The sequence below is a fragment of the Pedobacter sp. TM02 genome (genome assembly GCF_059705275.1).
This window is the reverse complement of the sequence record NZ_AP046530.1, coordinates 1,596,467-1,621,413: the sequence shown is the minus strand read 5'-3', so window position 1 is coordinate 1,621,413 and position 24,947 is coordinate 1,596,467. Positions and strand designations below refer to the sequence as shown.

The following is a 24,947-nucleotide window of genomic DNA, read 5'->3' as shown; positions in this document are numbered from 1 at the left end:
GTTATATCTATGCGCAATGGCAACAGTTTTGCTGGGCGCATGCAAAAAAGACGGTTTAACCACATATAATGACAAGGCCAGCAAAAACAGCATCTACTTTCCAGATGCAAAATCGACCAATAACCAGGTTTTCGTTTCCTTTGGCTATGCCAAGAGCAATGTAAAGGATTCTATCGTTAAAATCTTGGTCAGGCCAATTGGAGCCGCTATGGATTACGACAGGCCTTATAACCTGAGCATTGCCGATAGCAGCACCATGAAGGCCGGTACAGATTATGAAATGATGAGTCCGCGCATCATCAAAGCTGGTCGAGTGGCCGATACGCTCAAAATAAAGCTCTTAAGAACAACCACCCTAAGAAGCGGTCCGCTGTTCCTCTATATGGACCTTAAACCCAACGACAATTTTACCAACGACTATTTGAGCTATAACACTACAACGAACGGGGTTACCAAAACCAGGTATTATACCCGCATGACCATTATGGCCGATGATATTGCCGGTGCCCCACCGTTTTGGTTATCCGGCAGTTCTTACTACAGCTTTACCGTTGGCTATTTGGGGACTTTTAGCACCTTAAAATTCCAGTTGCTGGTAACCATGTATAACCTCAACGTAGAAGAATTGGTGCAGCCCAATTGGTTCCTCAACAATGGCAACTACCGTCGTATAAGTGGCTGGGCCGATGGCTTGAAAGCTTATTTGAACAGAATGGCGGCATCAGGCACGCCAATTTACGAAGCCGATGGGGTTACGCCTATGGCCATGGGTCCAAATGCCAAATAGTTTCACGATTTAATTAGTTATCAAAATGATCGAAAAATATTTCAGATATGGCATGCTGCTATTGTTTTTAGCGGCAAGCCTATGCAGCTCGTGCCGAAAGGACCTGGGCAATTACAACTACGAAGAAGTAAACGAAGGTACCATTTCTAACATAGAAGCTACCTATTCGGCTTTAAGAGGCAGTCTTTTAACCATCAATCCAACATTGATCTTTACCAAAGACGATGGAAAAGACACCACCAAATACACTTATGCCTGGTACAGTATCGACGAAAGCGCATTACCGATTACCAAAAAAACAATAGGCACTAGCCGCAACCTGAATTGGACCGTTAGCCTGCCTTCGGTTAATACGCCTTATACCCTACTTTACGAAGTGAAAGAGGTAAGCTCGGGCATTATTTACCGCAAATCGTGCAAACTAACCGTAACTACCAATATCTCCGATGGCTGGCTGGTACTTAACGACATCGACGGCTCGGCAAGGCTCGATTTTTTCAATTACCTTACCGCATCTAACGATTTCCAGAACTATACCGATTTGTTGGCTACCCAAAGTACACTCAAATTGACAGGCAAGCCTAAATTGGTCTACTTTTATCAACGACGCGATCCATTTTCAGCAGTTATTGCCCGATCTATTTTCATCGGTACCGACCAAAGCACTTTTGTAATCAATACTCAAAACAATACTTTTAGCAGCTTTGTCAACATTGCTACCATTACTTCTTCTTACTCGCCACCACCCTATTACGCAGAAAAAGTAGTCTCGCAAGCTTCTCCTTACTTGGCCTACCTTTTAGATAGCAATGGGGAATTGTATTTTGAAAACGCAACCGTAGGCTACGCCTTTGGCACCAGGGTAAACAAAACCAGCAATGGCGTAAACTTTAGGATTTCGCCTTATTTTGCAGAAGCCTATAGAAATGGAACTACCTATGCCTTGATGTACGATACAGACAATAAGCGTTTTATGGAGCATAAAAGTTCCAACACTTCCTCATCGGTGCCGGTTACCACCTCTATCTTGTTTACACCAGGCAACATGGGCATGGAGCTGCTTTATATGGCTTCTACGCCTGCCATTTCCAATCAGACTTTTGCACTTTTCAAAAACAGCGCCAATAAGCTTTTCCTGGCCAGAATTGTGTGCAATTCTACTACTTTCTCGCCACAGGCCTTTGATGAAATTACCACCGCGCCCGAAATGAACAGCGCTACACAATTTGCCATCGACCCTTCCGAAGGATACATAATGTATGCAGTGGGATCTAAAGTTTACCGCTACAACCCCTTTGACAAGAGCAATACCATGGTACTCGATTTAGGAAACAGGAAAATAGCCCTGATCAAGTATCAGAAAATGACCTACCTGCCTACCAATACCAGGTATGCCGAATATGCCAAAAAGCTGATTGTTTGTACTTACGATGCGGCCAGTCCAAATACTTCGGGCACCATGGATCTGTACAATGTACCTAACTTAAATGGCGCATTGAGCCTGTATAAGTCGTTTACTGGCCTTGGCAAAATTGTCGACGTAAGCTACAGGGAATAAATGCATCACAATCTATCAATCAACTGATCAAATCAAATTTGCTATGGTAAATAGCAGTTCAACTATTATTCAATATATGAAAATCAATAAAATTCTTATCGCCATCTTATTAACCACACTCTCGCTAACCAGTCTTGCACAAAATCCCGTGCAGGTAAAGGGATTGCTCAAATCAAAACGTAACATCGTCAAACTATTCAAGGTGAATGATGGCAGATTGGTAGAAATTGCCAATGTAACAACCAATAAAACAGGCCGGTTTGGCTTGATGTTCTATCCCGAATACGAAGGCATCTACGTAATCGGGATGGGCAACGATTTGTCGGGAACTGATAACTACAATTTCTATTTCAAGGGTGGCGAGCAGCTTGATGTAACCCTCAACGATTCTACCTATGTATTGAATGGCAAACTAAATTCGAAAGAAAACATGGTGATGGAGCAATGGAAGAACCTGACCTATCCACTTTACAAAAAGTCGATTAATTTTTTCCGTGCCGGCAACAGTACGTTCATGGATTACTTTCCGCAACAAGAAGAAATAGTGGCCAAATCGAAAACATTCCTGGCCGGAAAAGCTACCGGAAACGCCAAATTCGACAAACAGATCAAAAACATTATGGAAATGGACCTGACCAACTTTGCCACCAATTTCCTCAATACACCTCGCACTGCACATCCCTCAGTAGAAGAATACAGCGCATTTTACAGCACGTTAAAAGCACCTAAAATTGCACAAACCACCGAGAAAGTGTATGATTACCCTTATGGCCAGCGGGTTTTGTCGTCCCTGATCAGCGTGAACATGCGTCAGGACGGAACAACCTATAAACCAGGCTTGAATGGCATCGCAATCTTCAATTCGTACGTACCAAACGATACTTTGAAAGGCGATATAGCCCTCGATTTTATTGCAAGGTACAAAACCTACGACGAGTACAGAGAAGCGATGAATGTATACGAAAAATACATGTTGACCAAAAGCCAAAAAGAAAAAAGCCAGGCATTGATGTCGCCGTTGCTGACCTATAAAGCCGGTACCGACGCCTTCCAGTTCTCTTATCCAGACAAAGACGGCAAAACCGTTACGTTGGCCAGTTTAAAAAACAAGGTGGTATTGGTTGATGTATGGGCAACCTGGTGCGGTCCGTGCAAAGCCGAAATCCCGTTTTTAAAACAATTGGAGAAAGACGTAGAGGGCCAACCCATCCAAATCATCAGCCTGTCTACCGACGACCCTAAGGATAAAGAAAAATGGTTGCAAATGATCAAGGACGAAAACCTGGGCGGATTGCAGTTATTTGCCAACGGGCCGGGAAACGATTTCTCCAAATACTATAAGATCAATGCCATTCCGCGCTTTTTGGTATTCGACAAAAACGGAAAAATCGTGACTGTCGATTCGCCACGCCCATCCGATCCGAAACTAAAGCAACTCTTATTGGCTGAGGCCGCAAAATAAAGGTTAGAGGTTGTCAATGGATATTCGTATCCGTTGGCACCTCTTCTCATTCCCTCCAACTTTATTCTATATCCATGAAAAGAATATACAGGGCTTCTTTTTGCCTATTATTTTGCCTGCTCAGCATCGGCACACTTGCCCAAAGCAAGGCTGATGTCCTGATCAAGCAGCTCAACCTGATGTTCAAGCATAAGAATGCCGATACTTTACAAAGTTCATTGAGTGTCGATTTTTCGATCGCTGCCTATACCATGCCCTACGCCCAAAAGTTATTGAAAATCATCGTAGAGCGCTATCCCTGCGATTCTGTACAGCTCCAAAGCGAAAGCAAACAGGACAAATTGATCAGGCTCAATGTAATCCCCTACAACAAGGGAAAGGCAGACAAGGCGCAAGTTTATATGGTGGATGAGCAATACAAGCTCTGTTATGCCACTGCTTTCGATGCCTTGTATGGCATGAACCGTTACCAAGTTTCGAAACTTCGCGCTAAAATACCCTTCGAATTAGACAATGGCTCGATCATTTTGAGCGTCAAGCTTAACAACCAAGCAAAACCGCTAAAAATGCTGTTCGATACAGGGGCCGATGGCATGGCAATTACCAAAGCCAAAGCTGATTCTTTAGGCATTAAAGGCAACCGGTCGCAAAATGCTTCGGTGGTTGGCGGCAACTTACAAATTACGGTTTCGGAAGGCAACACCGTGGTGCTGGATACTTTTGTTCTTAAAAACCAAAGCATTGCGCTCTTCCCCGAAGTAAAGGGTAACTATGATGGGATTATGGGCAATGCCATGGCCAAAAGATATATCACCCATGTAGATTTCGACAAAAAAGAGCTTTCTCTTTACGATTTTGGTGATTATCAATATCCCGACAAGGGTATTTCGGTGCCTATAACCGCACCTAATGGCCTGTTCATCATTGCCGGGGTTTTGGGCGTGGGCAATGGCCCCTTGGCCGAAGGCAATTTTGTATTTGATACCGGAGCCTCCTATAACCTGATCTGTTTCAGGCCTTTCGTCAAGCAGCACAAACTCTTGATCAATGGCTTTAAATCAGAATATTTTGGCTCTACCACCAGTATGGGCATTACTACTCCTACATATAGTGGCAGGGCAGCTTCTTTTGCATTCAAGAATATGCCCAAGTTATTAAACTACCCTGTAACCTTAATGGCTGGCAGTGGACAAAGCGAAAATTGGAACCCGGGTTTTGACGGTTCTATTGGTATACGCATCATTAGCCGTTACAATTTTACCATCAATATGCAGGCCAAGGAAATCCACTTTGTACCCAACAGTTCCCTTAACCATCCTTATGATTTTGTTTTGGGCAACTACCTGTTCGGTTTTGACCATGACGGCAACCTAAGCGTTTTGGCCACCGTTAAACCTGCACAAAATGCCAATTTAAAGGTTAATCAACGTATTTATGCTATTAACGGCGTTTCGGCGGGTGTGTTATTGAACAATGCCAAACCACTAGAGGCCCTGCTCGCGCTTCAAGCCGGAAGCCCTATCAGTTTAAACATCAATGCTACCGACCCCAAGCAGGTTATCGTTGTGAACAAATAAGCTAATTCTTAGAATCAGGATTTTGCTTATCGGTATCTTGAGGTCTCGACCGATTGCCATGTCCATCGGTTTGCGTTGAACTGCCATAGGCCACCGGTCTGCTCCCAGAAAGATGTTCGTTCTCATGCGAGCGATTAAGTGCATCAGGCACCTGCTCTGCTGTTTTTGGCAATTTTTTCTTTGGCTTTTCCATCATTGCAGGCCAACATGCCTTGATGCATGTTGGCTTTTTACAAAGGAGTGGAAAGGCCAAAATGTTTTGTTTTTTTTATAAACATGAAACCGGCTGTACCAATGCCCTAATTTGTGCAGCATCAATTTGGGTAAAATCGGCAACCGTAGCATCCGTTAATGATGCCAGTTCGGCTTCGCTGTGTGTGGTGGTAACACCAATTACATGCATGCCTGCACTTTTGGCCGATTGGATCCCCGAAAAGGAATCTTCAAAAACCACGCAGCTGCCAACATCGACACCTAAACGCGCAGCCGTTTTGAGGTAAATTTCTGGATGAGGCTTAGAATGGGTAACGTGCGAGGCATTGGAAATAATATCAAAATAAGGCGTAACACCTGCCATTTCGAGTACAACGGCCACATTTTCGCTAGGCGATGAAGTAGCAATGGCAATTTTGATTCCCGCATCCAGCAAAGATTCGACGAAGGTTTTAAGCCCCAGCACAAGCTGTCCTTCGCGCCTGTACCTTTCCAAAATCCCCTCTCCTACTTTCTCGAGGTGCATGGCCACTTCTTCTTCACTTAAAGGCCTATCAAATACCATATTCAAGGTATCTTTTCCCATCCGGCCAAAAACATAATGGTTAAGCTGTTCTTCGTTTAGAACAATCTGGTGCATGGCGAAAAAAGCTTGCCAGGTAGCGGTTATTAAAGGATTGCTGTCTACAATCACGCCGTCCATATCAAAGATAACGGCAATTTCAGGTTGATTATTCATGTGTGCTTATATTTATTTGCAATAAATTGCAACATTACATCACAAAAGTAGCAAAAAAAAAGCACTAAAATTGCAATAAATTTGCAATTATTTTTATTAATATTGCATGATTATGCAAAGTTTAAGCAAAGAGGAACGCCAGCAATTGATACTGGAACAGGTTTCGGATGTCCGCAAAGTAGACATGAAATCGTTGAGCCAAAAGCTCTCTGTTTCCATAGATACCATCAGGAGGGACATTAAGGAACTGGCCGACCAGGGTTTGCTGAAAGCCACGCGCGGCGGTGCCATTGCGCATTCGCCCATACCTATTCATTTCCGCGACCGTGAGAAGTATGATGTAAGTGGCAAACAGCAAATTGCGCTAAAGGCACTTTCGCAACTTAAAGACGGCCAGGTGGTGCTATTTGACGGCGGAACGTCTACCTTGGCCATTGCGATGAACTTGCCCAAAGCCCTCCAGATTACGGTGGTAACGAATAGCTTTCCGGTGGCCAACGTACTGGAAGACCACCCGAACGTAGAAGTGATTTTTGCCGGCGGACGATTGTCTAAATTCGGCTTCAACACCTCTGGCCCCGAAACCATGCAGGCTTTTGAAAGCATCAGGGCAGACATTTGCTTTTTGTCTATCTACAGCATCCACGCCGAAGTAGGAATCACCACCCGTCATTACGAAGATGCACTGATGAAAAAAACAATGGTTGGCACTTCTAAAAGGATTATTGGCTTGGCCACCTTAAACAAAATGAATATGGCAGAAGCTTTCTACATTTGTCCGGTTACCGATTTAGACATGCTCATTACCGATGCCACCGGCGGACAAGAGGAGCTGTTACTCAGTTTCAAGAAAAAAGGAATTGAAGTGATCTAATTATTCGCCGATTTCGATAGCTAATTACCCTTAACGCTGACGCAGTTTCTTGTTATAGGCCTCTTGTAGTTCGGCTAATGTTTGATCATAGCCTTTTCTATCGATAAAGGCCTTAGGGTTATAAGCATCGCCTGGTTTATGTTTGCCATGCAGGTTAAATTGACTCGCATGCGAAGAAAGCCAAATATCAAAAGCCTGGTTTTTGAGTGAATTTAAGGTATAGGCGTAGTCTTTAGCAATGCCTGGATAAGCTTTTACTTCTGAGAATTTCTTCTCTGTTACAATGCTCGGCATATTGGCAATCAATACGCGATAGGTTCGGGTTTTGTCTTTTACGTTAAATAAAAAACTACATGAGCCTTTGGTATGGCCAGGATGATGCAATAAGGTAAGTCGCATTCCTCCCAGTTCAATTACCGCCTGATCAGGCAATAATTTGTCGGCTTTAATTGGTGCAAAAGTCATTTTTCCATTGCCGAAGGCATAATCAGAACGTCCTCCATCAGCCATTACCGCAGCATCTTTATCATCGACCATCATGTTGGCACCTGTCATTTTTTTGATGGCTGCCATGGCTCCCAAGTGGTCGAAATGGGCCTGTGTGGTCAACAAAATCTTAATATCGGCAAACTTAAACCCCAACGCTTCCACATTAGCTTTCAACTGGTTAGCTGATGAAGCCAGTCCAGTATTGATAAGGATATGCCCTTTGGGTGTCGTAATCAGGTAACAGGCCAAGTCGTAGGTGCCTACATAATAGAGATTACCTACAATTTGAAATGGCTCGTAGGGTTTAGACCAATCAGGATCGCCACCAGTGGGCTCGTGTACCTGTTGGGCCGTTACAGAAAGACCGGCCACGAGCAAGGCAATAGCCAATAAAGCAGTTTTGAAAGAGTTCTTGAACATCTGTGGAAATAATCACGAAGATAAGGGTTATTTTATATCCGGAAAAGTTAATTTACCTTATCGCTCTTTCTGAAACTTCAAGTTAAACAATTGCTCCAGCCTTGAATTCAAAATCGGTAATATGGCCTGTATCTTCCTCATGTTCAGCCCTTACCTGTTCCATTTCCTGCCAACTTGTCCAGCCGGTAAGTCTTTTACTTTCATCGTAACAAACGGCCCTATAAACACAACCTGGCCTTGGATGGTTATCAAATTCGCTCGTTATCTTTTTCAGCGTTTTCGCAAAGTAAAGGTTTTGCTTAAGCTGTACCGGTTTTTTGCCAGCCTTTGGCCGACTGTTTTTCTTTGCCATAGCTATTTGAATAATTTGTTAAAAGGCAAGGTTATGCGTACCCCAAATTCGTTTCTATCCCAGAAGTTGTTTGTGGCATCCAAACTGTTAAAGCTATCCACCGATACAAAATAGGCTTCCAGGTTCAGCGTAGATTTCTCTTTCTTCTGGTCTTTAAAAGAAAACATCATCCCTAAACCAGTATCAAGATAGCCCCGCTTATCCTTAGGCTTGTAAAATGAAGGGAAGAAATGGAGCGCAATATTGCCACCGTTGAAAATATGATACAGGTTGGAAAAAACACTCAGCTGCTGGTAATCGGCTATTTTATCTGGCTCGGTATACGCCGTGTATTTTTTTGTAGCTTTGCGTGTGACGTCGCCAGCGGTATTCTTATACACCGATTCCTGCGAAATTTCCTGAGTAGGCAGCAGGGAAAGGTTATTGTCTTTCATCCATTGCACACCTAAATTGGCCATCCATGCCTTTTTGGTAAGGTTGTCCTGATCATAGAAATTCAAGGCAAAGCCAAATTTATAGGTAGGCAAATTCGGGTTCTGCAACTGGTCGGCAAAGGGTTTTGTACTATCAAAAGTATAGTAATCCACTTTACCGGCGCCAGCGATTAAGGTGACCCAAAACAGCTTAAACTCGGCAAACTGATAGTCGTTTTGCAGCTTGGCTCTTTTTTCGTTAGCAAGGTTACGTTGCTGCAAGCGATACTTGGTAATCAATCCCCCACTATTTGCCGATACTATGCCCAAAGAGTCGATCTGAAAATTGGCCGTTTCTAGGCTTTTTCTCATTTTGGGCAATTCGGCAACAATCTTCTGGCTTTCTACATAGGCTTTCTCTTTAGCCTCATAGGTTTCTGTAGCGTTGTTTATGGTTTTGTCGAAGACTTTTAATTGCAACTCCTTGGCCGCTATTTGCGCATTGGTGCGTACAACCTGATCTTGCAGAGCGGCCTGCCTCGCAGCTATTTTGGCTATTTCGTTTTTATAGGCATTTACGGCATGATCTTCAGCTTCGGTTATCATACGCATATCTGCTGTATATTTTGCATCATTGGCCCCGAATTCAGCGGGATTGTCTTTTCCAAACCTAAAATTATATTCCAAATTAATGCCCGCACTGGTATTAAGTCTGGTATTTTTAAAGACTGTGGCAAAATTGCCATTCACCAGGTTTCCCTGCGCCGCAACAGACAAAAAACTCAGTCTTCCGCTTTTTGCCGCAATAGGTACAGTTCCTTTAAAAGAAAGCGAAGCATTTAAAGGGTCTAAACTGGCATAGCTGCCAATCGTGCCACCATTGCCATCGGCACCAACCAAAGTACTGTAGGACCCATTGAGCGACGCCTTCCACTTATCAGGAATAATGGACTTTTTACCGACACTGTCATTTTTCTCTTGGGCGTAAAGTCCAAGCGAAAAAAACGACAGACCAAGAAATAAAATAATTGCACGAATAAGCACAACAGGCCTATAAAGAGCGAGATAAGATAAAGAAATCATCTTTTGAGCATTTAGATACTTAAAGCTAACTATAAAAATCCGACATTTTTATAGTTGTAAAAAACAAGAACATTTAGGCCATTTGTTCAACCCCATGCTACATCAACCCACCTTGCTTTTTCACCTTCTGATGTCTTGCCATAGGACAAGACTTTTATACCCCCTTTCCAGGTAGCATCTCCTATATCAAACCGACTGCCGACCTACTGAAAACAAAAAAATCGCCTTCATTATATCCTGAAAGCGATTCGTGGTTGGTGATTGTATCTAATTTGACCTAATTTATGCAACAATGAATTGAAATTGATTTATTTACTTAAACGATAAAGTCTTAAGATTGGATAAACGCCAACAAATCTTTATTGATCGTAGCAGCTTCGGTTGTTGGCATACCGTGAGCAAAACCCGGATAAGTAATCAACTTTCCATTTTTCAACAACTTAATGGACTTTAACGCTGCGTTTTGATAGGGAACGATCTGATCGTCTTCACCATGCATCACTAAAACCGGGATCTCCACTGCTTTCAAGTCTTCGTTAAAATCTGTTTCAGAAAATGCCTTAATTCCTTCATAATGCGCTACAATTCCACCCATCATCCCCTGTCTCCACCAATTTCTTTGTACACCTTCCTTCACTACCGCCCCTTCTCTATTGTATCCGTAGAATGGAATGGTCAAATCCATATAAAATTGTTGCCTATTGTTAAGGGTCTGCTCTCTGATCCCGTCGAAAACTTCCATTGGCACACCATCCGGATTGCTCTCGCTGGCCACCATGATTGGTGGCACCGCACTGATCAGCACAGCCTTTTTAGCCCTACCATTTGCATATTTATGTACGTAGCGAATTACTTCGCCTCCACCGGTTGAGTGGCCAATGTGAACCACATCTTTTAGGTCAAGAAACTCAACTAGTTCAGCAGCATCAGCGGCATATTGTTCGATGGTGTGCCCATAGATATCCTGACTGGAACGGCCATGGCCTCTCCTATCGTGCGTTACGACCCTGTAACCCTTTTGCAGGAAGAAAATAACCTGTGCATCCCAATCATCTGATGACAAAGGCCAGCCGTGGTGAAACATTAATGTTGGTCCTTGACCTTGATCTTTGTAGAAAATTTCGGTTCCGTCTTTTAATTTTAGTGTACTCATGGTTTTAAGTTTTTAGTGGATGATTATTGATTGAGCATGTTATTTGCCTTGATGCCCGAACAAATGTAGTCTAGTAAAAACCAATCCATCTTGATCTATGGTAAAATCGTCTTATAACCTGCCGTCGCCTAGCTTGGCCTGCGCACCCTTAAACAGCTCATTAGTGTAACCAGGATAAACACCCATCGCGAAAACCTGCTGAAAAAATTCGATGTAAAAAATATTGCTACGCTCATTGTAAAGGCTACGAATTTGGGTTTGCTGGATAAGGGCGCTCATAGGTTCGGTTTTGGCTGTCTCGAATAGCTATTATAATTACCCACTTAGCCCTCATCAAGGTTGCCAGACTATCTCATCGACAATATCGGCTGCGCCACCAGACATTTACTTAGCTAAGCTTATGAAGAAAGGATAAAATTTGCGCTAGACTATTTAAAACAATGACATAAATACTATCCAAGATATTCTTGAGCAAAACCTTATTGCCTTTGTTTTTTTAAAACGATATGCAACCCTTTTCAGATCCATATCGTCTTGCCGATATATGAAAACTACACGTAATGCTTCGAAAAAGCTGTTTTTGACGGTTATAGCCGTCTTTATATTATTTAATGCCAGGGCTCAACACATTTTAGAAGGAGTGGTGAAAGATATCAGGCAAAATCCTGTTGCCTATTGCTCTATAGGCATTAAAAACAGCAGGGTTGCCACAGTGGCTGATGAAAATGGAGCCTTTAGGCTATCCATACCCGATAGTTTGGCCAATAGCAACTTGGTTTTCAGCGCTATTGGTTTTATTGATCGGCAATTACCGCAGAAGGAGCTCAAATCTGTAGCTGTGGTCATCCTTAAAGAAAAAATATTTGATATGGCCGAAGTGGTCATCAAGGGATCCCAGTTGAAAGAAAAAACCATCGGACAGCAGTCACGTCCGATGATTACTTTTTCGAAGATGTTCGATCAAAACATTCCAACAATAGAACAGGGAAGTATCTTTGAAATCTATGACCAAACCATATTAAAAGGTTATAACTTCTATATCATGCCAAGCTCGAAGTTCTCTTCCATCACTTTGAAGCTCAATATGTACGCGGTTAAAAACAACTTGCCCGATAGCAATGTAATGCGCAAATACATTACCTACCGCACAAGCTCTACAGGTTGGCAACACATAGATCTTGCACCTTATCAGCTCAGTTTTGAGGGAATGGATCAGATTGCCATCACACTCCAACTTGTAGCACATGCCCCCGATAGCAGCAATAATTTTGTTTTTGGCGTTTCGGCAAAAAAAACAATATCGAAAAACTTGCTTTTCCGTTACCAGAGCCAAGGAAATTGGGAAAGCAATGCCGGCACATTCATTGCCAACCTTGAACTTAAATACAACAAGGAAGACCGCAAAGCGGGTGCTACGCTGAAACCCGAAGCAACCGAAAGCTCGGCAATAAAGCAGCTTGCCAATTATTACCAATATAAACATGAAGCCTCAAAAAGCGGCTATGGCAAAAATAAAAAGGGCAGGTACATTGATTTGGGCGATGCCAAAATTTATACCGAAGAATATGGCAGTGGCGAGCCTTTGGTCCTATTGCATGGCAACAATGGAAGTATAGCGGACTTCTATCGCCAGATTCCTGTCTTTGCGAAACATTTCAGGGTGATTGCCATCGATACCCGTGGACAAGGCAGAAGTACCGATCTCTCTACTGGGGCTTATAGTTATGATTCGTTTGCGCAGGACCTATATCAGGTGCTCACCGCAATGGGATTGAAAAAAGTAAATATAGTAGGCTGGAGTGATGGAGGCAATACTGCGTTGAGCTTTAATCTAGCCCACCCTGAGGCCATCAATAAGATCGTAACCATTGGCGCCAACTTAGACCCTTCAGGTATAAACGATAGTTTGTTGGTGAGTTTTAAAAACCAACTTGATGCCAAAGATCTTTCTAAGAACAGTAGATTGATCAGCCTGATGCTGACGCATCCACACATTACCGCAGCACAGCTGCAAAAGATAAACAATCCTGTATTGGTTATTGCGGGAAGCAATGACGTCATCAAACCTGAGCATACCAAACTCATTGCCGCTCAGCTTAGCCAAGCTAAGCTCCAGACTATTCCCAACTCAACCCATTACGTACCTTTTGAACAACCAAACCAACTTAATCAGCTCATCCTGGAGTTTTTGGACATCCGTTAAAGAAAAGGCGAAAATTGGCCGAAAGTAGGTGCGCTTGCATACCAATCAGACTAGGTTTAAAGCTGCTTTTAAAAACTCAGGGGCGTTGGCAAATGAGGATCAGGCAAAGAAAATTTTAGATTTTTGTATTTCATAGCAAAGACTTGCAGCATTACTGAAAGCAATAATTATAACCCCAATCAGAAATCGAGGGTTAAATAAAAACACAAAATCCCGAACCGCTTTACAAGCTATAAATTAGCAATTTAAAACATTGACCACAAAGAATTAGAGAAAATAAAAAAAGAGATGGTCAAAATTGATCATCTCTTTAAGGGTGGAATACCGGGCTCGAACCGGCGACCTCCTGAACCACAATCAGGCGCTCTAACCAACTGAGCTAAAACCACCGTGTTTTTTCGAGCTACAAAGGTACTATTTTATTGTTTGCTGTCAAATAATTTTGAAAATTAGCAAAAATTCAGCGTTAAAGCATTAAAAATCAAATCAATGAAATCTACCCAAACCAACCAACTAACTAAAGTAAGCCTTCATCTCCTCATTAATTTCCTTACGCATGTTGGCTAGCCTAATGGCATATCGGTGCAACTGTTTGTCTTCTTCGGTTTTGGGCACCCACTCCGGCACCGGCACCGTTTTGCCTTCATCGTCAATGGCCGCAAATACAATGATACAGTGGGTGGCTTTGGTTTCGGCCTTGGTTTTAGGATTAATGGCATTAATATCGACGCTGATGTGCATGCTGGTACGACCTGTATAAATAATCCTGGCGTTCACTTCCACAATTTCGCCGATCAGGATAGGGTTAACAAATCGAATACCGCCTACATACACTGTTACGCAATAGTGGCTGCTCCAATTCACCGCACAGGTATAAGCGGCCTGGTCTATCCACTTCATAACGGCGCCACCATGCACCTTGCCACCAAAATTCACGTCGCCGGGCTCGGTTAAAAACCGAAAAGTAACTGCATTTTTCTCCATAAATCTTTTATTTTGTTGGGTTTTACCAACATTTCAAAGGCTAAACTAACCGTAATTCCTATATTTGGGCACTTTGAACAGCACTAATTTAATGCAATTAAACGGCATTGAAACTTAACCGGCTAAAAAATAAAGCTTACCAAACTGCATGATAGAAATTTACACAGACGGCGCTGCAAGCGGCAATCCTGGTCCGGGAGGCTACGGCGTAATCTTGCGCTCGGGCACCCATTACAAAGAACTTAGTGGCGGCTTTAGGCTAACCACCAACAACCGTATGGAGTTGCTCGCTGTTATTGTAGGTTTGAAAGCCCTCAAAAGTCCCGGACAGCAGGTCATGATTTTTTCGGACTCCAAGTATGTGGTCGATTCGGTAGAGAAAGGCTGGGTTTTTGGCTGGGTAAAAAAAGGCTTTCAGGGCAAAAAGAACAAAGACCTTTGGATGCAATACCTCGCCCTGCACAAGCTGCATCAGGTTAAATTTACCTGGATCAAAGGCCATAACGAACATCCCGAAAACGAACGTTGCGACCGCTTGGCCGTCGCCGCCTCGCAAAACAAAAGCGCAATGGGAATCGACGCTTTTTTTGAAGCCGAGCGCAACAGCACTTCGCTACTTTAAAATTATTGCTTAATTTCAACGGCAAATCTAACTCGCTCAATATGTTTGCCTACTGGAACGACTATTATTATATAGCTGTTGTTTTACAAGTGTTGGCTATTATCCATGCCCTTAAAACTGGCCGTGGAAACTGGCTTTATCTTTTGATATTCCTGCCGGGTATTGGCTTTGTCATCTACTTTGCCATGGAGCTGCTGCCCGAAATTACCAATGGCAACTTTTCTAAAAGCCTAAAAAAGTACTTCTTCCCCAACCAGGAAATTAACGAATGGCAAAGAAAAGTACAGATTGCCGACAGCATTACCAACAAACTTGGCCTTTCTAACGCCTACGCCAACCAGAAGCAATATGGCAAGGCGATCGAACTCTCTCAAAGCTGCCTGCAGGGCCACTATAGCGACGATCCGGCCATCCTGTTGCAACTGGCCAGGCAGTATTTTTACAATGGGCAATACAAAGAGAGTCTAACCTATTTTGATCAGCTTTACGCCAAAAACACAGCCAGGATAAGCATGGTGGAAGACGAACTGCTTCATGTACGCGCGCAGGAAGGCAATGGCGAAAACGAATTGGCCAACAAAGGCTATCAACAGGTCATCCGCAACCATCATTCTTTAGAGGCACGTTATTATTACGGACTTTTCCTAAAGAAACAGAACCGAAAAGAAGATGCCCGGGAACAGTTTCAGGCGGTGAGAAGCGAAATCAGGCTCTTGCCTCGATACCTCCGCAAAAGAAACGCAGGCTGGCTAAGGAAATCGATCAGGGAACTTCTATCCCTCAAATAAGCAAAAAAAAGCCGCATCCCAGTTGAACACGGCTTTTTGTACTTTTGACTATTTTATAGAAACAGGAACCGAAATCTTGTCCCAGTCCATAGAAAATCCTTTACCAGTGATCTTGTATTCCAATCTTTCCTGGGTAGTACTCAAGGCTTTTGTTTTTACATTAACCCTGAGCTGGTCTTGGGCTTCCTGATATTTAAAAGCACCCCACTGCTTGGCTTCTTTGTTAAAAATAGCCGTCCAGACACCATTTTCTTTCGGAATTAAAAAGAAACTGTAAGTGCCGGCAGGCAGGGTTTTGCCTTCAACCTTGATGTCTTTATCGGTTTGGAAGGTAGTGGCTTCGTTCGCCCCTGCACGCCAAACCTTATCATAGGCTTCTAGCCCACCCCAAATTTTACGGCCCTTTACCGATGGACTGCTGTAATTAATGGTAATGGTTGCATCTTTGATTTTGCCTGTTGCCGACGCCTTAGGGCTCACAGGTTTTGTGTCTTGCGCCATAACGTTTGCCGAAATGAAAACCGCAAGAAGCACCGGAATTGATTTAAGGATTGCTTTCATAATTTACACAATGTTTTAATTACGAATTTAATATTTACAACCAGTAATTGACGCAAAGCAAATCAGCTAATTTCACCTTTATCAGTCGATACCCCCTACGATGCCCAGCTGCTCCAGTTTTGCTGCTGTATTTTGACCTGCCTGCGGCTTTACTGGCGAATATTCGGCCATAAGCGCTTCGGCCATTTGAACCATTTTGGACGATCCGATAAAAATAGCGGTACGTTGATGCAGTTCGGTCGGTTCGATATCGAGGATGCGGTTCAATCCGTCTGAAGCCATGCCACCAGCCTGCTCAATAATGAAGGCCATCGGATTGCACTCGTACAACAGGCGCAACTTGCCATTTGGCGAGGCCGCCGTAGTGGGATAGATATAAATACCGCCTTTGATGAGGTTACGGTGGATATCGGCAACCATAGAACCAATATAGCGAGAGGTATACGGCCTGCGCGTAGCCAAGTCTTCCACCTGCGCATATTTCAAATATTTTTTAACACCATCGGGAAAATGTACGTAATTGCCTTCGTTGATCGAATAAATCACGCCATCTTCCGGAATTTTCATGTTCGGGTGCGATAGGCAGAACTCGCCGATGGATGGGTCTAACGTAAAACCATTAACGCCTTTGCCCGTTGTATACACCATCATGGTGGAGGAGCCATAGATTACATAGCCTGCGGCCACCTGCTCGGTTCCTTTTTGCAACACATCGCTAATGGTGGCATCGCCTTCTACCGATTTCCGGCGATATACCGAAAAAATAGTCCCCACAGCCACGTTACAATCGATATTTGAGGAACCATCCAAAGGATCGATACAGATGATGTATTTGGCATTTTTAGAAACCGGCGAATCAATCGGCACAAAGTCATCTTCCTCTTCTGTAGCCACAATGCAGCACTCGCCTCCGCTGGTTAAAGCCGAAATAAATTGTTCATTGGCATACACATCCAACTTTTTCTGGCCTTCGCCTTGGATGTTCATCGTGCCTGCATCGCCCAGAATATCTACCAGACCGGCTTTGTTCACTTCGCGGTTCACGATTTTGGCCGCAATGCCGATATCCCTCAACAGCCTCGAAAGTTCACCCTTGGCGTATGGAAAATCAGCCTGTTTTTCAATTATAAATTGACCTAATGTTTTTATACCGGACATATTCAGCTTAGTGTATATTTTACGTTATCTAACTCCTAATTCTATGGCCTCTAAGGTATGGATTTTTTCTGCCGAAATACAAAAACGAATCAAAGTTCTTACCTTATGCCAACCGTGTTTTCCGGCCGCACCAGGATTTATATGCAAACATTTGATTTTTTCGTCGTACATAACTTTTAAAATATGTGAATGCCCAGCAATGAAAAGCATTGGAGGCTTAGTGTAAATTTCAGGCTTCACAAAAGACGAATACCGCCCCGGATAGCCACCGATGTGGGTCATCCAAACATCCACGTCCTCACATTTAAAACGCAGGTGCTCCGGGAATTCGCTTCTGATGGTTTTATCGTCGATATTGCCATACACGCCACGCAAGGGCTTAAAGGCCGCCAAAGGCCCGGCCACATCCGGACCAAAATCGCCGGCATGCCAAATCTCGTCGCAGTCCGCAAAATACTTGAATACGGCTTCGTCTAGATAGCCATGGGTATCAGAAAGCAGGCCTATTTTTTTCAATTGTTAGTTTTTTCGTACCATTTTAAACGTACCGTTAGGCTGTATAAACGAAGCAGACAACGCATGAGTTGCCCCCTCTTTCATTTCGAATTTTACACTATAGCCTTTTAATTTTTTAATGTTAAAGGTATTATTGCCCACTGAAATGGTTTCGTACTCTGGCTGGCCCGGCACATAAATATATAAGACGTTTTCCTTCAGGTATACTTTTGTTCCATTGCCATATTCCCCAATGTAGCCCTTTAGAGCGTCTTTACTTAAATTAACCACTCTTGGCTTGCTGGCAAACACAATGGGTTTCATGCCCGCCTCGAGCGGTATAGCTATATTTTCGATCTTGCCATCTGACCCACTGCCAAAATTAAATCGCAAATCGCTTGTGGCGGTATCAATTTTACCATTTTTATCTATCCCACTTATACTAAACACATCATAATGGTAGTGCCTAAGCAATAACTGTTCTTTTCCCAAAGTTGCAAACAGCGAATCGTTCTTAAACACCACATTTATTGGCCCATAGGCTGGATTATAAAACAAACCATCATAATCTTTTAAAGGGTGCGAAGGTTCGGTATTTGGAATACGATTAGCCATGGCCTCCTTTTTAGCGATGGCTGTCCTTTCCTTCGCTTCAGCCCTTTGCTTGCGTTCCCTGCCGTTCCAATCTATTTTTTCAAGGGCAAACATCCTATCGGCAATACTGTTAAGTACAACCGTAGGCACACCTGAACTATTTTGATTGGTTAAAACCACAATACCTAATTTATCGGTAGGAAAAAACGACACACTGGCCGAAAAACCGTTGATATTGCCACCATGTTCCACCAGATAATGGCCACGATAAGAACTGATCATCCAACCAAGGCCATAAGTAGAGAGGTAGATGTCTTTATCCGCTTTGGGCAAGCCATCGTCCATTACCATTTGGGAACTGGAAGCCTCACGCACATAGGAGCTTGGCAAAATCTCTTTGCCCTTATAATAGCCACCACTTATCCAAACCTTTAACCAATTGGCCATATCGTCAACATTACTATTTATACTGCCAGCGGGACCCATTCCGTCGATATTATAGTAATCGATTTTCTCTATCTCGCCTTTGTCATTTACTATATAAGGCAAAGAAGCATCGGCATCTTTCTCAAGCTCGAAAATGCTAGTATTGGAACGGCTCATTGCCAATGGCTCAAAAAACCTCTCTTTGATATTTTGTTCCCAGGTTTTGCCACTTAGCTTCTCGGCGATCATGCCCTGGGCCAAAAACATAAAATTATTGTATTGCCACTTTTCGCGAACACCCGCACTTGGTTCCATATAGCGAACCCGTTGGATCAAGCTGTCGCGATTAGATGTATTGAAAACAAACCAAGATAAATCGTAACGCGAAAGACCAGTGCGGTGGCACATCATGTCGCGCACAGTAATCTGATTGTTCATGTTATCATTAAAAAACCGTAGCTGGGGCAAATAGGAAACTGCATTTCCATCCAACGATAATTTACCTTCCTTTTGCAACAAACCCATCAGCGAAGCAGTAAAAGCCTTGGTGCTCGACCCTATGGCAAATAACGTATTAGAGGTTACCGGCTTTTTGTTTTCAAGATCGCGATAGCCAAAACCCTTACTGTAGATTACCTGGTCGCCTTTAACCACCGCCACAGCAAAGCCCGCCAGTTGTTGGTCTTTTAATATCCTGTTAAATAAAGTATCTACTCCAGCCAAGGGATCTGTAGTTTTTGGAGATTGTGCCCGAGCTGACAAAACAATAAGGCAGCCTAAAAGGACAAGAGTATTTTTCATCTTAATTTTAAAGGGTGTATGTTGTAGAGCGCCTAAATTACGAAGGATACTCCAATAATTTTAGCCTGCAGAAAAACATTTGATGTAGACCAACAGCAGTTTTAGGAAACAATCAGAACATTTTTCTTACAGATAGGGCTTAAAACGCCAAAAAGAAATCCTTCAGCAATATCCGATAAGCTTGGGTATACACTTTCTCGGATTCGTAAATATAGAAATGTTCGCGCGCCACTTCTCCTCCAGTCCTGCCTAAACAAACAATACGCCGAAACTCGGGCTTGCGTTCATCAGAATGCAAATGGATCTGTTTGGCGAGGCTTAAACCATGGCTTTTTGCCTTTTCTACCAACAGTAGCGCTTGTTTAACGGGCAAGACAACCCAGAACCGCCCCTTTTTGCTCAACAAAGAGGCCACTTTGGCAATCAGTTGATCAAAAAAAATTTCATCAGTATGTCGCGCCAGGCCTTTCTTTTCAGCGGCGTTTTTCAAATCGTTGATAAAATACGGGGGATTAGAAACAATAAGATCAAACAGTTCATCACTTTCAAACTGTTCGATGGCCACCGCATTGGCCCGAAGCCGATCCTTAAAAACCGAAGTTTCAAAATTTCGTTGCGCGGTATCGGCGGCCACTTCATCTATTTCTACGGCATGCACCTCAGCCTGATCAAACCGCTGGGCTAACATCAAAGCAATCACCCCTGTTCCTGTTCCAATATCCAAAATACGCTTGGGCGCTTCGCTTTCGGTCAACACGGCCAGCAATATGCCATCGGTATTGATTTTCATGGCGCAACCACTTTGGTCTACTTCGAACTGCTTGAACCTAAATATGCTCATCTTTCGTAAAGCTCTAAAGGCAAACCATCCGGGTCGGCAAAAAAGGCAAACTTCCGGCCGGTAAACTCATCGATCCTGATCGGCTCGGTCACAATGCCTTTAGCATTTAGTTCAGCAACTGTTTTTTGCACATCGTCTACCTCAAAAGCCAAGTGCCTCAAACCCGCAGCTTCTGGCCGCGAAGGCCGGGCAGGCGGATTTTCAAACGAAAAAAGCTCCAGCTGATAAATCCCGTTCACAGCCAAGTCGAGCTTGTACGATTTTCTTTCTTCGCGATAAACTTCTGCCAACACTTCAAACCCCAGCTGGTTCACGTAAAAGTATTTAGAGCGTTCGTAATCTGTACAAATAATAGCAATATGATGGATGCGGTTAAACATGGCGTTGAATTGCGATAAGCAAATATTAATTTTTGAACTTTAAGATGACAAAGTTGCGTATTCTATCCTTCAAAATTGAATGATTCTTTCATTAAAAAACGCTAAATTTGCGGCATCAAAAATAAAGCATGATTCATTTCTTTTTAAGTCAATCCGACACGATTTTTGTTTTGCAAACAGCTCAATCGCTCCTTTCAACTGATGTTCCTAAATTAGAATGGCTTTTCGGCGATGCCAAGTTGCAGCAAGAAACCATACTCAACGGTACTTTTGTTGGGCCGCGCGCGGCCATGATTACTCCTTGGAGCACCAACGCCGTTGAAATTACTCAGAATATGGGCATTGAGTGCATCATCAGGATTGAAGAATTTAAAAAGGTAGCTGCCGATTTTTCCGACTTCGACCCCATGCTTTCGCAAAAATACGACCAGCTTGGACAGGATATCTATACCATCAATATCCAGCCCGAACCCATCTTGGAGATTACCGACATTGCCGCCTATAACAAACAGGAAGGCCTTTCTTTGAGCGACGAGGAGGTTGAATATTTAAATTCGCTTGCTCAAAAACTAGGCAGGGCATTAACCGATTCTGAAGTATTCGGCTTCTCGCAAGTTAATTCAGAGCACTGCCGCCATAAAATATTTAACGGAAAATTTGTGATTGATGGCGTAGAACAGCCTACTTCGCTGTTTAAGCTGATCCGCAAAACTTCTGAAGAAAATCCGAATGATATCGTTTCGGCCTACAAAGACAACGTCGCTTTTATCAAAGGCCCTGTTGTACAACAATTTGCACCTAAACGTGCCGACGAGCCCGATTATTACGCTACCAGCGATTTCGAATCCGTGATTTCGCTCAAAGCCGAAACCCATAACTTCCCCACTACAGTTGAGCCTTTCAATGGCGCGGCAACTGGTTCGGGGGGCGAAATCAGAGACAGGCTGGCTGGCGGACAAGGCTCTTTGCCCCTGGCTGGAACCGCCGTTTACATGACCGCCTTTTCGCGATTGGAAGAAAACCGCCCCTGGGAAAAAGCCATGGAAGCAAGGCAATGGCTGTACCAAACACCAATGGACATCTTGATCAAGGCTTCAAACGGTGCCAGCGATTTCGGCAACAAATTTGGCCAGCCCCTCATTACCGGCTCGGTACTTACTTTCGAGCATGAAGAAGATGCCCGCAAGCTGGGATTCGACAAGGTAATTATGCTTGCCGGCGGCATTGGTTACGGCAAGGCCAGTCAGGCGAAGAAACAAAAACCATCAACCGGCGACAATATCGTTGTGCTGGGTGGCGAAAACTATAGGATTGGAATGGGTGGTGCAGCCGTATCTTCGGCCGATACCGGCGCCCATGGAAGCGGCATTGAACTGAATGCCATCCAACGTTCCAACCCAGAAATGCAAAAAAGAGCGGCCAATGCTGTTCGTGGCATGGTAGAAAGCGATAACAACCTCATTATTTCTATCCACGACCACGGCGCTGGTGGCCACCTGAACTGTTTGTCGGAACTGGTAGAAGAAACCGGTGGCAAAATAGATTTAGACAAATTGCCGGTTGGCGACCCTACCCTTTCGGCCAAAGAGATCATCGGCAACGAATCTCAAGAGCGAATGGGATTGGTTATCAGTGCGGAGCATACCCAAACGCTGCAAAAAATTGCCGACCGCGAGCGTTCGCCTATGTATACCGTGGGCAAGGTAACCGGCGACCATCGTTTTACTTTCCAATCGGCCAGTACCGGTATCAAGCCAATGGATCTCGAACTGAAAGACATGTTTGGCAGTTCGCCCAAAATGGTGATGGAAGACCAGAAAGTTGACAGAAAATACAGCGACCTTACTTATAGCGATTCGCAAATTGCCACTTATGTAGAGCAGGTACTGCAACTAGAGGCTGTAGCTTCGAAAGATTGGCTAACCAACAAGGTAGACAGGTGCGTAGGTGGTCGCGTGGCCAAGCAGCAATGTGCCGGTCCGCTGCAATTGCCTTTAAACAACTGTGGCGTAATGGCCTTAGATTACCAAGGCAAGGAAGGCATCGCCACTTCGGTAGGCCACTCGCCGCTTTCGGCTTTGATTGACGCAGGCGCAGGAAGCAGAAATGCCATTGCCGAATCGCTTTCAAATGTGGTTTGGGCACCGCTTAAAGATGGCCTGAAAAGTGTTTCGCTTTCGGCCAACTGGATGTGGGCCTGTAAAAACGAAGGCGAAGATGCCCGTTTATACGAAGCCGTAAAAGCTTGTTCCGACTTTGCCATCGAATTGCAGATCAACATTCCAACCGGAAAGGATTCGCTGTCGATGAAGCAAAAATACAAAGATGGCGATGTAATTGCCCCGGGAACCGTGATTATTTCGGCCGCTGGCAACTGCAACGACATTACCAAAGTAGTTGAGCCTGTTTTGCAAAAAGACGGTGGGGCTATCTATTACATCAACCTTTCTAACGATGCCTATCATTTGGGAGGTTCTTCTTTTGCGCAGATTCTCAATAAAATCGGCACTTCGGCACCCGATGTTAAGGATGCCGTACAGTTCAGCAATGCTTTCAACACCATCCAGCAACTCATTAAGGAAGATAAAATCCAGGCCGGCCACGATATTGGCAGCGGCGGATTGATCACCACCTTGTTAGAGCTTTGTTTTGCCGACCGCAATTTGGGCGCAAGCATTGATTTAACCGCTTTGGGCGAAGCAGACAGCACCAAATTGCTATTTGCAGAAAACATTGGCCTGGTATTTCAGGCCACAGCCGATGCTGAGGAACTATTAAAAGCTAATGGCGTAACTTACCATAAAATTGGCGAGGTAAACCACCAGGCTACCTTGAAATTGGCCAATCATGGTGCCAATTTTAGTTTTGACATCGACCACCTTCGTGATGTATGGTTCAAGACTTCTTACCTTTTAGACCAAAAACAAAGTGGTCCTCAAAAAGCAAAAGAGCGTTTTGACAATTACAAAAACCAACCTTTAAAATATAGCTTCCCTACGCAGTTTACCGGCAAAAAACCGGTAATCGATTCGAGCAAGCCACGTCCGAAAGCGGCAGTTATCCGCGAAAAAGGCAGTAATTCGGAGCGCGAATTGGCCAATGCGATGTATTTGGCGGGTTTCGACGTCAAAGACGTACACATGACCGACCTGATTTCGGGCCGGGAAACTTTGGAAGACATCCAGTTTATTGGTGCCGTTGGCGGTTTTTCCAACTCCGATGTTTTAGGTTCGGCTAAAGGTTGGGCCGGTGCATTCATGTACAACGAAAAGGCAAGAGTGGCTTTGGCTAATTTCTTCAATCGCCAAGACACACTTTCGGTAGGCATTTGCAACGGCTGCCAGCTTTTCATAGAATTGGGCCTGATCAACAGCAACCACAGCGAAAAACCAAAAATGCTACACAACGAAAGCCATAAACACGAAAGTATCTTTACTTCTTTAACTATCCAAGAGAACAATTCGGTGATGCTTTCTTCGTTGGCAGGCAGTACTTTGGGCGTATGGGTATCGCATGGCGAGGGCCGTTTCCAGTTGCCTTACGAAGAATCCAAATACCATATCGTATCTAAATACGGCTACGAAAGCTATCCGGCTAATCCAAACGGCTCAGACTACAACACGGCCATGCTTTGCGACGAAACAGGCCGCCATTTGGTAATGATGCCACATATTGAACGTTCTTTATTCCAATGGCACTGGGCTAACTATCCAAAAGGACGCCAAGATGAGGTTTCGCCTTGGATGGAAGCTTTCGTAAACGCCAGACAATGGATCGAGCAACAAGGCCAATAAGCAACAAAATATCAAAAGCTATCTCCAAATGAGGTAGCTTTTTTTGTTGGCAGGCTACTGTACAGGCCATATCGAGGCGAAGAACATCAAAAATTGCGATTTCACCTCTAAAATGGCCGTTATTTTGGCAATTATTTGTATGTTTGGGCATGTTCAATATCATCAAACGATGAATAGCGT

The 24,947-nt window shown here is 43.8% G+C and carries 23 protein-coding genes and 1 tRNA gene; 9 read left to right on the top strand and 15 right to left on the bottom strand.

What is annotated here, in order from left to right; genetic code table 11:
- Positions 1-16: 16 nt before the first annotated feature.
- The 4 genes from AC6H1S_RS06865 (at position 17) to AC6H1S_RS06850 (ending at position 5,384) form a co-directional block, all read left to right on the top strand.
- Positions 17-787, top strand: coding sequence for a DUF4843 domain-containing protein (locus AC6H1S_RS06865; protein ID WP_199141970.1), 771 nt, complete (start codon positions 17-19; stop codon positions 785-787).
- 25 nt (positions 788-812) lie between these two features.
- Positions 813-2,345 carry a PKD-like family lipoprotein gene (locus AC6H1S_RS06860; protein WP_497565637.1) on the top strand — a complete coding sequence of 511 codons (1,533 nt, stop codon included), beginning with the start codon at positions 813-815 and terminating at the stop codon, positions 2,343-2,345.
- 76 nt (positions 2,346-2,421) lie between these two features.
- A complete protein-coding gene (locus AC6H1S_RS06855) occupies positions 2,422-3,807 on the top strand; it encodes a TlpA family protein disulfide reductase (RefSeq protein ID WP_497565636.1) in 1,386 nt (461 codons plus the stop codon).
- A gap of 74 nt (positions 3,808-3,881) precedes the next feature.
- Entirely contained in the window at positions 3,882-5,384 is a 1,503-nt protein-coding gene (locus AC6H1S_RS06850) for a retropepsin-like aspartic protease (RefSeq protein ID WP_497565635.1), read from the top strand.
- A 1-nt stretch (position 5,385) separates the two neighbouring features.
- On the opposite strand, the gene AC6H1S_RS06845 is transcribed toward AC6H1S_RS06850, so the two are convergent.
- Both AC6H1S_RS06845 and AC6H1S_RS06840 read right to left on the bottom strand, forming a co-directional pair.
- Positions 5,386-5,580: a hypothetical protein gene (locus AC6H1S_RS06845; RefSeq protein WP_497565634.1), complete on the bottom strand. Its 195-nt coding sequence runs from the start codon at positions 5,578-5,580 to the stop codon at positions 5,386-5,388.
- A 72-nt stretch (positions 5,581-5,652) separates the two neighbouring features.
- A complete protein-coding gene (locus AC6H1S_RS06840) occupies positions 5,653-6,336 on the bottom strand; it encodes an HAD family hydrolase (protein WP_497565633.1) in 684 nt (227 codons plus the stop codon).
- A gap of 112 nt (positions 6,337-6,448) precedes the next feature.
- On the opposite strand from AC6H1S_RS06840, the gene AC6H1S_RS06835 reads away from it, so the two are divergent.
- On the top strand, positions 6,449-7,210 hold the full coding sequence (locus AC6H1S_RS06835; RefSeq protein ID WP_497565632.1) for a DeoR/GlpR family DNA-binding transcription regulator: 762 nt from the start codon (positions 6,449-6,451) through the stop codon (positions 7,208-7,210).
- A gap of 30 nt (positions 7,211-7,240) precedes the next feature.
- On the opposite strand, the gene bla is transcribed toward AC6H1S_RS06835, so the two are convergent.
- The 5 genes from bla to AC6H1S_RS06810 form a co-directional block, all read right to left on the bottom strand.
- A complete protein-coding gene (bla, locus tag AC6H1S_RS06830; RefSeq protein ID WP_497565631.1) occupies positions 7,241-8,119 on the bottom strand; it encodes a subclass B3 metallo-beta-lactamase in 879 nt (292 codons plus the stop codon).
- Between the two features lie 82 nt (positions 8,120-8,201).
- On the bottom strand, positions 8,202-8,471 hold the full coding sequence (locus AC6H1S_RS06825; protein WP_199141806.1) for a hypothetical protein: 270 nt from the start codon (positions 8,469-8,471) through the stop codon (positions 8,202-8,204).
- Positions 8,472-8,473: 2 nt separating this feature from the next.
- Positions 8,474-9,967: a hypothetical protein gene (locus tag AC6H1S_RS06820; protein WP_497565630.1), complete on the bottom strand. Its 1,494-nt coding sequence runs from the start codon at positions 9,965-9,967 to the stop codon at positions 8,474-8,476.
- Positions 9,968-10,298: 331 nt separating this feature from the next.
- Positions 10,299-11,120, bottom strand: coding sequence for an alpha/beta fold hydrolase (locus tag AC6H1S_RS06815; RefSeq protein ID WP_497565629.1), 822 nt, complete (start codon positions 11,118-11,120; stop codon positions 10,299-10,301).
- A 111-nt stretch (positions 11,121-11,231) separates the two neighbouring features.
- On the bottom strand, positions 11,232-11,399 hold the full coding sequence (locus AC6H1S_RS06810) for a hypothetical protein (RefSeq protein ID WP_497565628.1): 168 nt from the start codon (positions 11,397-11,399) through the stop codon (positions 11,232-11,234).
- 265 nt (positions 11,400-11,664) lie between these two features.
- Between AC6H1S_RS06810 and AC6H1S_RS06805 the strand changes: the two genes are divergently transcribed.
- Positions 11,665-13,323, top strand: coding sequence for an alpha/beta fold hydrolase (locus tag AC6H1S_RS06805; protein WP_497565627.1), 1,659 nt, complete (start codon positions 11,665-11,667; stop codon positions 13,321-13,323).
- A gap of 314 nt (positions 13,324-13,637) precedes the next feature.
- Here AC6H1S_RS06805 and AC6H1S_RS06800 read toward each other — a convergent pair.
- Positions 13,638-13,713: transfer RNA gene (locus AC6H1S_RS06800), tRNA-His, on the bottom strand.
- A gap of 123 nt (positions 13,714-13,836) precedes the next feature.
- Entirely contained in the window at positions 13,837-14,307 is a 471-nt protein-coding gene (locus AC6H1S_RS06795; protein ID WP_497565626.1) for an acyl-CoA thioesterase, read from the bottom strand.
- A gap of 148 nt (positions 14,308-14,455) precedes the next feature.
- Between AC6H1S_RS06795 and rnhA the strand changes: the two genes are divergently transcribed.
- Together rnhA and AC6H1S_RS06785 are read left to right on the top strand one after the other, a co-directional pair.
- Complete coding sequence (gene rnhA, locus AC6H1S_RS06790) at positions 14,456-14,929, top strand: ribonuclease HI (RefSeq protein ID WP_199141833.1); 474 nt, start codon at positions 14,456-14,458, stop codon at positions 14,927-14,929.
- Between the two features lie 5 nt (positions 14,930-14,934).
- Complete coding sequence (locus AC6H1S_RS06785) at positions 14,935-15,717, top strand: tetratricopeptide repeat protein (RefSeq protein ID WP_497565625.1); 783 nt, start codon at positions 14,935-14,937, stop codon at positions 15,715-15,717.
- A 48-nt stretch (positions 15,718-15,765) separates the two neighbouring features.
- Here AC6H1S_RS06785 and AC6H1S_RS06780 read toward each other — a convergent pair whose 3' ends face one another.
- The 6 genes from AC6H1S_RS06780 to gloA2 all read right to left on the bottom strand — a co-directional run bounded on the left by AC6H1S_RS06780 (position 15,766) and on the right by gloA2 (position 20,973).
- Complete coding sequence (locus tag AC6H1S_RS06780; RefSeq protein ID WP_497565624.1) at positions 15,766-16,278, bottom strand: DUF2911 domain-containing protein; 513 nt, start codon at positions 16,276-16,278, stop codon at positions 15,766-15,768.
- An 81-nt stretch (positions 16,279-16,359) separates the two neighbouring features.
- Positions 16,360-17,436: a class 1 fructose-bisphosphatase gene (gene fbp / locus AC6H1S_RS06775; protein ID WP_199141836.1), complete on the bottom strand. Its 1,077-nt coding sequence runs from the start codon at positions 17,434-17,436 to the stop codon at positions 16,360-16,362.
- A 24-nt stretch (positions 17,437-17,460) separates the two neighbouring features.
- Complete coding sequence (locus AC6H1S_RS06770) at positions 17,461-17,952, bottom strand: metallophosphoesterase family protein (protein WP_497565623.1); 492 nt, start codon at positions 17,950-17,952, stop codon at positions 17,461-17,463.
- A gap of 3 nt (positions 17,953-17,955) precedes the next feature.
- Entirely contained in the window at positions 17,956-19,752 is a 1,797-nt protein-coding gene (locus AC6H1S_RS06765; RefSeq protein ID WP_497565622.1) for a serine hydrolase, read from the bottom strand.
- Positions 19,753-19,891: 139 nt separating this feature from the next.
- Positions 19,892-20,593 carry a tRNA1(Val) (adenine(37)-N6)-methyltransferase gene (locus AC6H1S_RS06760; protein ID WP_497565621.1) on the bottom strand — a complete coding sequence of 234 codons (702 nt, stop codon included), beginning with the start codon at positions 20,591-20,593 and terminating at the stop codon, positions 19,892-19,894.
- On the bottom strand, positions 20,590-20,973 hold the full coding sequence (gloA2, locus tag AC6H1S_RS06755) for an SMU1112c/YaeR family gloxylase I-like metalloprotein (protein ID WP_199141494.1): 384 nt from the start codon (positions 20,971-20,973) through the stop codon (positions 20,590-20,592). Before gloA2 ends, AC6H1S_RS06760 begins: the two co-directional genes overlap by 4 nt.
- A 128-nt stretch (positions 20,974-21,101) precedes the next feature.
- Between gloA2 and purL the strand changes: the two genes are divergently transcribed.
- Complete coding sequence (gene purL / locus AC6H1S_RS06750) at positions 21,102-24,767, top strand: phosphoribosylformylglycinamidine synthase (protein ID WP_497565620.1); 3,666 nt, start codon at positions 21,102-21,104, stop codon at positions 24,765-24,767.
- Positions 24,768-24,947 lie beyond the last annotated feature (180 nt).

Coding starts and splice junctions, on each gene's coding strand:
- AC6H1S_RS06860 (WP_497565637.1), top strand. CDS start 813: ATGATCGAAAAATATTTCAGATATGGCATGCTGCTATTGTTTTTAGCG.
- AC6H1S_RS06845 (WP_497565634.1), bottom strand. CDS start 5,580: ATGATGGAAAAGCCAAAGAAAAAATTGCCAAAAACAGCAGAGCAGGTG.
- bla (WP_497565631.1), bottom strand. CDS start 8,119: ATGTTCAAGAACTCTTTCAAAACTGCTTTATTGGCTATTGCCTTGCTC.
- purL (WP_497565620.1), top strand. CDS start 21,102: ATGATTCATTTCTTTTTAAGTCAATCCGACACGATTTTTGTTTTGCAA.
- rnhA (WP_199141833.1), top strand. CDS start 14,456: ATGATAGAAATTTACACAGACGGCGCTGCAAGCGGCAATCCTGGTCCG.
- gloA2 (WP_199141494.1), bottom strand. CDS start 20,973: ATGTTTAACCGCATCCATCATATTGCTATTATTTGTACAGATTACGAA.
- AC6H1S_RS06840 (WP_497565633.1), bottom strand. CDS start 6,336: ATGAATAATCAACCTGAAATTGCCGTTATCTTTGATATGGACGGCGTG.
- AC6H1S_RS06765 (WP_497565622.1), bottom strand. CDS start 19,752: ATGAAAAATACTCTTGTCCTTTTAGGCTGCCTTATTGTTTTGTCAGCT.
- AC6H1S_RS06835 (WP_497565632.1), top strand. CDS start 6,449: ATGCAAAGTTTAAGCAAAGAGGAACGCCAGCAATTGATACTGGAACAG.
- AC6H1S_RS06865 (WP_199141970.1), top strand. CDS start 17: ATGGCAACAGTTTTGCTGGGCGCATGCAAAAAAGACGGTTTAACCACA.
- AC6H1S_RS06760 (WP_497565621.1), bottom strand. CDS start 20,593: ATGAGCATATTTAGGTTCAAGCAGTTCGAAGTAGACCAAAGTGGTTGC.
- AC6H1S_RS06855 (WP_497565636.1), top strand. CDS start 2,422: ATGAAAATCAATAAAATTCTTATCGCCATCTTATTAACCACACTCTCG.
- fbp (WP_199141836.1), bottom strand. CDS start 17,436: ATGTCCGGTATAAAAACATTAGGTCAATTTATAATTGAAAAACAGGCT.
- AC6H1S_RS06825 (WP_199141806.1), bottom strand. CDS start 8,471: ATGGCAAAGAAAAACAGTCGGCCAAAGGCTGGCAAAAAACCGGTACAG.
- AC6H1S_RS06810 (WP_497565628.1), bottom strand. CDS start 11,399: ATGAGCGCCCTTATCCAGCAAACCCAAATTCGTAGCCTTTACAATGAG.
- AC6H1S_RS06815 (WP_497565629.1), bottom strand. CDS start 11,120: ATGAGTACACTAAAATTAAAAGACGGAACCGAAATTTTCTACAAAGAT.
- AC6H1S_RS06850 (WP_497565635.1), top strand. CDS start 3,882: ATGAAAAGAATATACAGGGCTTCTTTTTGCCTATTATTTTGCCTGCTC.
- AC6H1S_RS06795 (WP_497565626.1), bottom strand. CDS start 14,307: ATGGAGAAAAATGCAGTTACTTTTCGGTTTTTAACCGAGCCCGGCGAC.
- AC6H1S_RS06805 (WP_497565627.1), top strand. CDS start 11,665: ATGAAAACTACACGTAATGCTTCGAAAAAGCTGTTTTTGACGGTTATA.
- AC6H1S_RS06780 (WP_497565624.1), bottom strand. CDS start 16,278: ATGAAAGCAATCCTTAAATCAATTCCGGTGCTTCTTGCGGTTTTCATT.
- AC6H1S_RS06820 (WP_497565630.1), bottom strand. CDS start 9,967: ATGATTTCTTTATCTTATCTCGCTCTTTATAGGCCTGTTGTGCTTATT.